The sequence below is a fragment of the Vibrio sp. F13 genome (assembly GCF_020806305.2).
Taxonomy (GTDB): domain Bacteria; phylum Pseudomonadota; class Gammaproteobacteria; order Enterobacterales; family Vibrionaceae; genus Vibrio; species Vibrio crassostreae_C.
On the sequence record NZ_CP170175.1, the window covers coordinates 754114 to 765055 of the forward strand.

General features: G+C 44.4%; 9 protein-coding genes and 1 pseudogene. 4 read left to right on the forward strand and 6 right to left on the reverse strand.

The genetic code is table 11. From position 1 onward, the window contains the following. Positions 1 to 26: 26 nt before the first annotated feature. A complete protein-coding gene (tig, locus tag LMH68_RS03455) occupies positions 27 to 1325 on the reverse strand; it encodes a trigger factor (RefSeq protein WP_017060621.1) in 1299 nt (432 codons plus the stop codon). A 294-nt stretch (positions 1326 to 1619) separates the two neighbouring features. After that, positions 1620 to 1802 (reverse strand): annotated as a pseudogene (locus LMH68_RS03460) (hypothetical protein); the annotation flags it as partial. 163 nt (positions 1803 to 1965) lie between these two features. Here LMH68_RS03460 and LMH68_RS03465 point away from each other — a divergent pair. The 3 genes from LMH68_RS03465 (at position 1966) to LMH68_RS03475 (ending at position 5417) form a co-directional block, all read left to right on the forward strand. Beyond that, positions 1966 to 3786, forward strand: coding sequence for a sensor histidine kinase (locus LMH68_RS03465; protein WP_229647709.1), 1821 nt, complete (start codon positions 1966 to 1968; stop codon positions 3784 to 3786). A 29-nt stretch (positions 3787 to 3815) separates the two neighbouring features. Continuing rightward, positions 3816 to 5165 (forward strand): sigma-54-dependent transcriptional regulator, encoded by a 1350-nt coding sequence (locus tag LMH68_RS03470; protein ID WP_102429104.1) that lies wholly within the window; start codon positions 3816 to 3818, stop codon positions 5163 to 5165. Between the two features lie 78 nt (positions 5166 to 5243). Continuing rightward, positions 5244 to 5417 (forward strand): hypothetical protein, encoded by a 174-nt coding sequence (locus tag LMH68_RS03475; RefSeq protein ID WP_017060624.1) that lies wholly within the window; start codon positions 5244 to 5246, stop codon positions 5415 to 5417. A 54-nt stretch (positions 5418 to 5471) separates the two neighbouring features. On the opposite strand, the gene LMH68_RS03480 is transcribed toward LMH68_RS03475, so the two are convergent. The 3 genes from LMH68_RS03480 to LMH68_RS03490 all read right to left on the reverse strand — a co-directional run bounded on the left by LMH68_RS03480 (position 5472) and on the right by LMH68_RS03490 (position 8651). Further along, entirely contained in the window at positions 5472 to 6833 is a 1362-nt protein-coding gene (locus tag LMH68_RS03480) for a TRAP transporter large permease (RefSeq protein WP_017060625.1), read from the reverse strand. Between the two features lie 2 nt (positions 6834 to 6835). Beyond that, positions 6836 to 7591: a TRAP transporter small permease gene (locus tag LMH68_RS03485; RefSeq protein WP_108180561.1), complete on the reverse strand. Its 756-nt coding sequence runs from the start codon at positions 7589 to 7591 to the stop codon at positions 6836 to 6838. Between the two features lie 64 nt (positions 7592 to 7655). Then, a complete protein-coding gene (locus LMH68_RS03490; RefSeq protein WP_017071719.1) occupies positions 7656 to 8651 on the reverse strand; it encodes a TRAP transporter substrate-binding protein in 996 nt (331 codons plus the stop codon). A 346-nt stretch (positions 8652 to 8997) separates the two neighbouring features. Between LMH68_RS03490 and LMH68_RS03495 the strand changes: the two genes are divergently transcribed. Beyond that, positions 8998 to 9405, forward strand: coding sequence for a thioesterase family protein (locus tag LMH68_RS03495; RefSeq protein ID WP_004736070.1), 408 nt, complete (start codon positions 8998 to 9000; stop codon positions 9403 to 9405). 75 nt (positions 9406 to 9480) lie between these two features. Here LMH68_RS03495 and LMH68_RS03500 read toward each other — a convergent pair whose 3' ends face one another. Continuing rightward, on the reverse strand, positions 9481 to 10293 hold the full coding sequence (locus tag LMH68_RS03500) for a 4'-phosphopantetheinyl transferase family protein (RefSeq protein WP_017060627.1): 813 nt from the start codon (positions 10291 to 10293) through the stop codon (positions 9481 to 9483). Positions 10294 to 10942: the final 649 nt, after the last annotated feature.

The following is a 10942-nucleotide window of genomic DNA, read 5'->3' on the forward strand; positions in this document are numbered from 1 at the left end:
AACCTTCTACGTCAGATATTACTATATTAAGCAGGTTGCTGATTCATTAGCTCGTTGAAGCTAACTTCTTTATCAGAAACTTGAGCTTTAGCGATGATTGCATCAATAGCTTGCTCTTCTAGAGCAACGTTGCGCATGTTGTTCATCATTTGCTCGTTTTGCTCGTAGTAAGCAATAACTTCTGTTGGATCTTCGTATGCTGTAGCCATCTCTTCGATGATAGCTTTAACTTTCTCGTCGTCAGCTTTTAGCTCTTCAGTCTTGATTACTTCACCAAGTAGAAGACCTACAACTACGCGACGTTTAGCTTGCTCTTCGAACAGCTCACGTGGAAGTTGGTCAGCAGCTTCAGTGTTGCCACCGAAACGTTGAGCAGCTTGTTGACGTAGAACACCAATCTCTTGATCGATTAGAGCAGAAGGTACGTCGATGTTGTTTTCGTTAACTAGACCGTCGATAGCTTGCTCTTTGATGCGGTTCTTAACAGCTTGCTTAAGCTCACGCTCCATGTTCTTACGAACTTCAGCTTTAAGACCTTCAACGCCGTCAGTTGCGCCGAACTTAGCAACGAATTCTTCGTTTAGTTCTGGAAGTTCACGAGCTTCAACTTTGTTTACTTTGATTGCAAACTTAGCTGCTTTACCTTTTAGGTTTTCAGCGTGGTAATCTTCTGGGAAGTTTACGTCGATTTCGAATTCCATACCTGCTGTTTTACCAACGATACCGTCTTCAAAACCAGGGATCATGCGACCAGCGCCCATCTCTAGTGGGAAGTTCTCAGCTTTGCCGCCTTCAAACTCTTCACCGTCGATAGAACCAACGAAGTCGATAGTTGCACGAGAACCAGCGTCAGCAGCAGCTTCAACTTCAGTCCAAGTTGCTTGTTGCTTACGTAGAGTTTCGATCATCTCTTCAACGTCAGCTTCTTTAACTTCTACTGCTGGTTTCTCAACAGTGATGTTTTCTAGACCTTTCAGCTCAACTTCTGGGTAAACTTCAAAAGTTGCGTTGAATACTAGGTCAGCGCCTTCGTTGTTTTCAACTGGTGCGAAAGTAGGTGCGCCAGCTGGGTTGATTTTCTCTTTAACGATCGCTTCGATGAAGTGACGTTGCATTACTTCGCCCATCACGTCTTGACGTACTGCTTTGCCGTACATTTTAGCAACCATCTTCATTGGCACTTTGCCTTTACGGAAACCATCGAAACGACGGTTTTTCGCGATGTTGCGTAGTTCAGCTGTAACTGCATCTTCGATGTTAGCAGCAGGAACAGTAATATTAAGACGGCGCTCTAGGCCTTCTAGCGTTTCAACAGTAACTTGCATTATATAAACCTCAAAACTGGCTCAGTAATCTGAGCATATGAGCCGTAACTTAGCTTTAATTCAAAAGCAGACGTTGTTGGCTGCATCCTTGTGTAGTGCTCTATCCGAACACCTAATTTAAAATCGAGCATTGATGTCTGAATTGATTATTCAACCAAACACCAGACTAATCAGCGATATCTTCGTTCTTCACACGTCGATTAAAACGCAATAAAGCTTGTTTTCAGAAACAAGAAAGGTATCTCCGATTAGCCTCAGGACAGAAATTTTAGACGCGACATTCTAGCGATCTGTTTAATCTCTGTCGAGCCGTTCACCTCTGCATGATGATGAATGCTCTAAATTCGTCCAACTAAGTGATACAAAAACGATCAAATCATCACTTAGCACAACAGAAATGGGGACAATAGCGACTTTTTCAAGGGAATCGAGGGCTTTTTTTGCTAAAAACCTTAAAAAGAGATCTTGCTCTTGTTTTACCCCTCAGAGTCGATAACTTTTTCAACAATCCCCGTTACAAACCCTTAACCTACATCCATCTGTTCACTCTCTGCTTTCAGCAAAAACTACCGCTATTTGCTACCATAAACGAGAGAAGACAGGCTTGATTGTTTACCAAAGAAATCAGCGGAGAGCCTTCATGTTTCAAGCTTTTAAAATCCCAATACTGTTAATGGTCACATACAGTTTACTGATGGTGTTTGGCGGTCATTGGGTGTGGAGCACGAGCCATGAAAGTTTGTTAAATGATCATCAATCTAAGCTGGACCGCTTTTCTGTTCATATTTCAAGCCAATTGGATAAGTTCGCGCACATTCCCGAGCTGCTTTCAAAAGACAAAGAGCTGGTCGATGCCCTGCACTCTCCAAGTAACTCTGCGCAAATCGAACTCACTAATCGTTATCTAGAGCACGTAAACTCGGTGATTCAAGCATCCGACACCTACCTACTAGACAGTATCGGCACCACCATTGCAGCCAGTAACTGGAATCAACCGCGTTCTTTTATTCGTCGTAACTTTGCTTTCCGCCCCTACTTTCAAGAAGCGATTATTGGCAATGAAAATCAATATTTTGCGCTAGGTTCAACCTCTGGAAAGCGAGGCTATTATTATTCTTACCCCGTCTCCTATGCCGCCGAGATTATTGGCGTCATTGTCGTAAAGATGGATTTATCGCTGATTGAAGCAAGTTGGAAAGGCAAACAGAGTTTTTTTGTTGCTGACGATAAAGATCAAATTGTATTTATGTCGAGTAACCCTGAGTGGCTGTTCAAAAGCCTTCAGCCGCTAAGCGAAGTACAACACACTCGAATTCAAGAAAGCAGGCAGTATCTCGATACAAAAATAGAAAGCCTGCACTTCTCCGGCGATTTAGACAGTGCCACCAGTCGTATTGAGTCGCCACACAAACTCGTCCAAGAGCAGTTCTTTAGTTCTTCGCGTTTCCTAGCCGAACCAAGACTCACCATACGGGTATTTTCTCCAACCCACTTAGTTTGGTGGGACTTGGTTGCTTACCTTGTTGTTTTGAGCCTAATCTTTGCGATTATTTATCTAACAATGCAGCTCAACCACCATAGACAACAAAGACGAGCACAGATAGACAGGCTGCAATCCGAAGCCAAGCAAAAACTCGAATTTCAAGTGCTTGAACGTACATCGGAGTTACATGTTGAGATCAAACACCGTATCGAAACCGAGCATGTTCTGAGGCAAACCCAAGACGAGCTCATCCAAGCCGCCAAACTAGCAGTGCTAGGGCAGATGTCAGCGAGCATCAGTCACGAACTGAATAACCCGCTTGCCGCGATTCGCAGTTATGCCGACAACGGCCGATTGTTTCTTGCCAAAGAAAAAACCGATCGTGTCGATGACAATCTATCGCGAATCTCGGCACTCACTGATCGCATGGCGAAAATCAGCCACCAGCTTCGCTCGTTCGCCAAAAAATCTACTGCGGAAGAACTGCACACCTTGCAAATACTCCCTATCTTACATTCATCGAAAGAGCTGATGAAGCCACAGCTCAAGAGTGAACGAGTTAAGGTCAACGAACTCCCTGAAATCTTTGATGCTTGCGTGCTCGCCAACGCTATTCAACTGGAACAGGTGATCATTAACCTGCTGACTAATGCGATTCAGGCGATGGAACAACAAGATGATAAACAATTAGCTATTCTGTTAGAGATTAGGGAGTCCGACCATCAACAAGCCCAGACCTTGCTGATTCATGTCGATGATAATGGTCCCGGCTTCACCTCCCCTTCGAACGGACACTTTTTTGAACCCTTCCATACCACCAAGAAAAACGGACTTGGACTTGGGCTATCGATTTCTCAACAAATAATCAGCGGAATAAATGGCAAGCTCGTTACCGGTAGTAGCCCTCAAGGCGGTGCTCGATTCAGCATAGAGCTGCCCCTTGTTGAACAAGAACAGCAAGCAAAAACTCAGCAATAACCAGAATACAAAGAAGTAAAGGAATCACTATGTGTCACGTCTATTTCATTGATGATGAATCCGACCTAAGAATGGCGATAGAACAGAGCTTCGAGCTCGCCAACATTGATGCCGAATTCTTTCCCGACGCGGAGTCTGCTCTGCTCGCGATTCAAGAAAACGGCTTACCTCACGTGATCATCACTGATATCTGTTTACCGGGTCTATCCGGGCATGATCTGCTCAACACCGTAATGCACAAAGACAAAGAGATCCCTGTGATCATGATTACTGGTCACGGCGATATTTCAATGGCCGTTCAAGCCATCCAATACGGCGCCTATGACTTCATTGAAAAACCTTTCGCTAATGAACGCCTAGTCGAAACCACTAAGCGAGCGATAGAAAAACGTCAGCTCACCCTCGAGAACCTTGAGTTAAAACGTTCACTTAAAGCCAGCCAAGCACTTGGTCCAAGGATCATTGGTGACACGCAATCAATGACGGAGCTGCGGTCTATCATCACTCACGTTGCCGATACCAATGCCGACATATTGCTATTTGGCGAAACAGGCACTGGCAAAGAATTAGTTGCACGCTCTCTGCATGAACAAAGCAGCAGGCGAGAACAAAACTTCGTCGCAGTCAACTGCGGCGCAGTACCTGAAAATCTGATTGAGAGTGAACTGTATGGCCATGAGAAAGGGGCATTCACTGGCGCAGAAAGCAAACGTGTCGGTAAATTTGAATTTGCTCAGGGCGGAACTCTATTCTTAGATGAAATTGAGTCCATGCCAATGCAGGCACAAATTCGCCTGTTGCGCGTCTTGCAAGAACGCGTCATCGAAAGAGTTGGGTCTAATGGTTTAGTCCCTCTAGACATTCGAGTGATTGCGGCAACTAAAGTCGACCTAAAGAAAGCCGCTGAAGAAGGCACTTTCCGCCAAGACCTCTATTATCGACTCAATGTTGTGACCTTAGATTTACCGCCGTTAAGAAGCCGACAAGAAGATATCCCAGCACTCTTCCACCACTTCCTACTGGTCGCTGCGGCGCGTTATGGCAAGACTGCCCCTGCCCTTCCACAAAAGGAGCTGCACGCACTTTTGGCTCATGATTGGCCGGGAAATGTTCGAGAATTACGTAATACTGCAGAGCGTTTTGTACTTTTAGGTAAGCTTTCTCACTTATCAGACAGCGCCACTGAAACTACTCAAGAACTGTCTTTGGCAGAATTGGTATCTGACTTTGAAAAAAATACGTTGAAGCAGGCACTTATTGAATGCAATGGCAGTATAAAAGAGACCATGGAGAGGCTGCAATTACCGAGGAAAACCCTCTACGATAAGATGCAAAAGCACCAGCTAACGAAAGAATCTTATAAGGTAGAACCAAACTAAATTAGATTTGGGAGCAAGATCACCTATACTTATTTCGACAACAGGATGTTATGCAATAAATATAATAAGGAAGTGGTTATGGGTGAGAAAACAAAAGTGCCATCGATTACCGATACTTTCGAGATAGATGGTATTTTTTATGCTGACAATCATGTCGATCTACACACGCCAGAATTAGAGGCAAAACGCGCTTTGTATGAGCAGATAAAGCCTCATTCAAATCGTGGCAGAAATATAGATGAGGAGGTCTAGCGACCTCCTCATTTTTTATGGATTAAATTCCATGTCAGTGAATGACTCAAATAGCTACTTGGTTATGATCTCTGGTCCCATCAAGGTGGTTGGTAACCATGTTGATACCCAAGGTACGTAAGTGACGATAATCAGGAATAAGAACATCACCCCAACCCACGGCAATGCGGCTTTTACCACGTTCATCATCGACATCTTCGCGACACCTGCGGTCACAAACAAATTGAGCCCGACAGGCGGCGTTATCATCCCTATCTCCATGTTCACCACCATCATGATACCTAGGTGAATTGGGTCGATACCGAGCGCAATTGCAATTGGGAATACCAAAGGAGCAACAATGATCAGCAAGCCTGATGGCTCCATGAACTGCCCACCAATCAAGAGTAAAACGTTTACTACAATCAAAAAGGTGATCGGACCCAAGCCCGCAGATAGCATAGACTCAGTGATCATTTGAGGAATGCGTTCTTCGGTCAGTACATGCTTAAGAATCAGAGCATTGGCAATGATAAACAGCAGCATGATCGTCAGCTTGCCTGCATCGTAAAGTGTGTCTTTGGTGTCTTTATGGAAAAACGTTTGGAACACCTTAACCAAAGCAGGCTTTGTATTGTTCTTGTCAGCGAAAGGCCCCATATCTTTATAGATAAAGTTGGCAATGAAGAAGGCATACACCGCAGCCACTGCCGCCGCTTCTGTCGGAGTAAAGATGCCGCCGTAGATACCACCTAGAATGATGACAATCAGCAGCAAGCCCCAGCTCGCATCTTTCGCAGCTGCGAACATCTCGCCCCAGCCCACAAATGGCTGTGCCGGAATCTTCTTAATACGTGCTGCGATGTAGATAGCAATCATCAACATCACACCCGCCAGCAAACCAGGAATAACGCCACCTAAGAACATACGACCTACCGATACATCGGTCGCCGCCGCGTATACCACCATCACGATGGACGGCGGAATCAAGATCCCCAACGTACCTGCGTTACAGATAACCCCTGCCGCGAACTCTTTTGAGTAGCCGTTTTTGATCATACCTGCGATAACGATACTACCGATCGCCACTACCGTTGCAGGAGATGAACCAGAAAGGGCTGCGAACATCATACATGCCACAACCGACGCCATCGCCAAGCCGCCGCGGAACCAACCCACCATCGCGATAGCAAAACGGATAATACGTTTCGCCACGCCACCAGTAGACATAAAGCTAGAGGCCAAGATAAAGAAAGGAATCGCTAAGAGTGTGTAGTGGCCTGCAAATGCATTAAACAGCGTTTGTGCGACTGAAGCTAATGACGCATCTGAGTGCATCAATAAGAATATTACGCTCGATAAACCGAGGGAAATTGCAATTGGTACACCGACCAACATGAAAGCAATTACCATTAAAAATAGAAATAACATTGCCATGATTAGTCTTCCTTACCGTTAGATTTTGTACCCGACTCGTTCGCCTTGTTTTGCTTAGTCGAATCCAATACCGCTGTCGCGTCTTCATCAGAACCCGCTAACACATCAGCTTTCAATGCATCCAGCTCTTCTTCGGCTTCATGGCCTGCAATCATGCGGTCAAGCTTTCCCGTCGCCACTTGATAAGCGATTTGGATAAATCGGAACGTCAGCATTGCCATACCAATCGGCAGCGCCATATAAGGAATAAAACGTGGCAGTTTCTCGTATCGCTCGCCTTCATTCAGCCAGTCAGCAAGAAACTGAAGCATCTCTGGCATTGGAATATCGTCGGTCTCGTACCATGCGCGATCGGTCGCGAATGGGTACCAATAATTCCAAGAACCGATAAGAAGTAAGATTGAAAATGCTAGGCAGCTTGTCACGGCGATGAGCGCATACACTTTGCGTAGCTTTTCTGGGGCAAGGTTGATGATCACATCAACACCAATGTGGAAGTGTTTTTTAACGCCATAAGATGCGCCCACTAACACCATCCAAGCAAACATGAACACGGTCAGTTCCAGTGCCCATAAGATGTTGTCATTGAATGCGTATCGAAATACCACGTTGGCAAAAGTAAGTAGCGTCATTGCGCCAAGGAAAAATGCGATTAGTGACTCTTCAATCACATCCGTAACTCTTCCGACTTTGGAAAAAAGAGAGGTTTCCAGTGCTGATTCGCTAGAATTTGGTTGTTCCATTTGAGGCTTTTCCATAATTGACTCCGCTTATAATTGTTTTAATAAGGAGTGACGAATACTCGCCACTCCCTTAGCGGTGTTATTGGTTTGAAGCTAACGCTGCATCGATAAGGTCTGAACCGATGTCTTTTTCAAACTTCTTCCATACTGGTTGAAGCGCAGTTACCCATGCTTCACGCTGTTCAGGCGTAAGCGTACGAACCTCACCACCCGCTTCGATGATGTTATTTTTGTTCGCTAGGTTAACTTTTGAAGATTCTGCGTTACGAGTCTCAGACACTTCTTGAACGATTGTGCCAAGTTGCGTACGTACATCTTCAGGTAGGTCTTTCCAGAAGTCGTTCGACGTTACTACCAGGTAATCAAGGATACCGTGGTTAGTTTCTGTCACGCCGTCTTGTACTTCAAAGAACTTCTTACCGTAGATGTTTGACCATGTGTTCTCTTGGCCATCGATAACCTTAGTTTGTAGGCCACCGTATACTTCTTTGAAAGACATCTTCTGTGGGTTAGCACCCAGTTGTTCAAACTGAGCCACCAATACATCCGATGCTTGAACACGGAATTTCAAACCTTTTGCATCTTCAGGGCTGATAAGAGGTTTGTTCGCCGACATCTGTTTCATGCCATTGTGCCAAAACGCAAGACCTTGCAGGCCACGACGCTTCATCGCGTTCTTCAGCTTTTCACCAGATTCTGAGTTTTGGAAACGGTCAACGGCTTCTACGTCTTCAAATAGGAAAGGAAGGTCAAAAATGCGGTATTTCTTAGTGAACTTCTCAAATTTTGACAGCGATGGCGCCGCCATTTGAACATCACCATTTAACAGGGCTTCCAGTACCTTATTATCATCGTAAAGTGTTGAGTTAGGGAAAACTTGCATACAAGCTTTTCCATTCATTTCTGTGTTTACTCGCTCTTCCAGTAAAGAAGCGGCGATGCCTTTCGGGTGCTTATCGGTATTGGTTACATGACTGAATTTAATCACGATTTCACCAGGGTCACAGTTTGCAGCAGCATTAAAACTTGTGAGCGCCAGAGCAGATACAGACAGCAGGGTAAGAGGCTTAAACATTATTATTCTCCTTAGTAAACAAAGCAGCCCTTCAATGGGAACTGCGTGCTTTCACTAAGGCAATTAGCGCGCCATATTGACACAATTCATTAACAAGCCTTTAACCGCAAGGCTTCATCAGATCTGCCTGCAGTTGTCGCTAACTCGCTACAAAAATTAATGGGTGGAAAATGACACATAGAATATTTGTAAATGGGTGGGAGTTGACCAAAGCATCAGTGATAAATGAGGTCTGACCAAAAGCCCCTTTCACGATGATGCCTTGAAGTAATTTCAACCTATCCTGTAGAGTGCTGCACAACTTAGTCAGATTTACTGATCCACTACTTACCAAGAGTTGCTACCCATGAGTCAGATCTACCATCACCCAGTACAGATTTACTACGAAGATACCGATCACTCAGGTGTGGTTTATCACCCTAACTTTCTTAAATACTTTGAGCGTGCGCGCGAGCATGTGTTGGGCAGCGATAAACTGGCAGAGTTGTGGAATGAACATGGACTGGGGTTTGCGGTGTATAAAGCCAATATGACCTTTCAAGACGGCGTTGAGTTCGCAGAGATCTGCGATATCCGAACCTCTTTTGAGCTCGATGGCAAATACAAAACCTTATGGCGACAAGAGGTATGGCGTAAAGATGCAACCAAACCTGCCGTGATTGGTGATATCGAGATGGTTTGCCTAGATAAAGACAAACAACTTCAGCCTGTACCCGCAGAAGTATTAAAAGCGATGCTTGGCGAAACGAGTTAGCCAATATTACGAATGGCTGAGAGCGAGCCGTGTTCAAGATTAGAAGCTAAAGGTTCTAGTGTAACGAACGTAAACTCAGCCAAGTAGCTTCGATTTGGGGAAGCACTTAATCTCTAATTGCATAGGAAGCGTTGCACCACCAAGCGTCACGGCAAATCGAAACTGGTTATCCAGCCTTCCTAAACTGCATTGCCAATCTGTTGAAGTATTGTCATTTTCAGCAGCATCCAACCCTACACCGTTATGGACAATGATTCCTCCATGTAACTCTGGTCGTAAACCCGACGAATGAACTGGCAGCGTTTGTTGAGTTAGATTGGAAAAATCGAACGAAAAACTTTTCAATGATGTGGCCAACCCCTTACCTGTCGCTTTGATGTACGACTCTTTCAGTGCCCACAAATCAAAAAAACGTTCTCTTTGAGATACCTCATCCAGCTCGAGTAAATCGTTAATCTCAAATTCCGAAAAGTAATGCTTCATGATCGCCGCGATGTTGGTCGAGCTTCTTGCATGTTCTATATCCACCCCAAGCTGTAGTGGTTGCCCTTTCGTTCGGCAGACAGCAATCAGTAAATGATCTTGACTGTGGCTAATATTGAAATTCAGTCCGGTTTTGTGTTGCTGCTCTGCAATCAAGCTTGGTTTGCCTTTTTCACCATACTCAAATCGCCACTCTTCAGCCGTCAAATCAGAGTAGATCGACAGAACCTCTCGTAAGTAGTTACGAACATAGAGCGCTTGGATCTGAGATGAAGGCATTCGATAACGCTCAACCTTAGCGACTTCATCGTCGGTCAGTTTCTGTTTAAGGCACGACACATGATCAGTACCTTCATCCAAATTGCTTAGAGAACAAAGCCACAAATCAACGACTGGTGTTTCCATCTTTTGAGTACTCACTTCTTAAAAATCACTATTCATAAAGCCATCAATAAAACATCAAAACGAACAAATTTAACTCACCTATGTTTTGAGAGAAACATAGAGAATTTGGGCAGGAAACACCCTTCATATGCGGACTTAAAACTAATTTTTCAAATAATAACAAATTAAAACACAGATCACACTTAGCCTTACGGAACAGTCATCTATTAAATGTTACTTACAAAAATCTGACATAGATCTCACCAAGTCAAAAAATAGAGTATAAACACTAAAAAACTACTCATATCCATTAATTATCAATAAGTTAATTGCATTAAAAATACAAAAAACAAAAGTTCAGTAAAATCATCTGGTCTGAACAGATCATAGTGGCCTCTGGGAGCATTGTATCGGCCACTCACCTCGGGTAGCCTGCTCAACCATTAAACAAATTCACACGTTTTTATTGCGGATACCTGCTTTGCATAAAGCAGTACTTTGGACAGGATTTAAATGGACATTAACCTCACATTCGAATACCCCCTTCACGCATGAAACACGTTCTCAACGTCTGCAAGTCAATGAACTTCGCACCCCCTATTTCAGTCAGGTGGCCAACTTTCGGCAGCCTTACTCTTCAGCTGCGTTTGCCCAAATCTGTTTCAGATTT

Bases quoted from the DNA above. Each gene is read 5' to 3' on its own strand.
- LMH68_RS03500 (WP_017060627.1), bottom strand. From the start codon at position 10,293: ATGGAAACACCAGTCGTTGATTTGTGGCTTTGTTCTCTAAGCAATTTG.
- LMH68_RS03485 (WP_108180561.1), bottom strand. From the start codon at position 7,591: ATGGAAAAGCCTCAAATGGAACAACCAAATTCTAGCGAATCAGCACTG.
- LMH68_RS03465 (WP_229647709.1), top strand. From the start codon at position 1,966: ATGTTTCAAGCTTTTAAAATCCCAATACTGTTAATGGTCACATACAGT.
- LMH68_RS03480 (WP_017060625.1), bottom strand. From the start codon at position 6,833: ATGGCAATGTTATTTCTATTTTTAATGGTAATTGCTTTCATGTTGGTC.
- tig (WP_017060621.1), bottom strand. From the start codon at position 1,325: ATGCAAGTTACTGTTGAAACGCTAGAAGGCCTAGAGCGCCGTCTTAAT.
- LMH68_RS03470 (WP_102429104.1), top strand. From the start codon at position 3,816: ATGTGTCACGTCTATTTCATTGATGATGAATCCGACCTAAGAATGGCG.
- LMH68_RS03475 (WP_017060624.1), top strand. From the start codon at position 5,244: ATGGGTGAGAAAACAAAAGTGCCATCGATTACCGATACTTTCGAGATA.
- LMH68_RS03490 (WP_017071719.1), bottom strand. From the start codon at position 8,651: ATGTTTAAGCCTCTTACCCTGCTGTCTGTATCTGCTCTGGCGCTCACA.
- LMH68_RS03495 (WP_004736070.1), top strand. From the start codon at position 8,998: ATGAGTCAGATCTACCATCACCCAGTACAGATTTACTACGAAGATACC.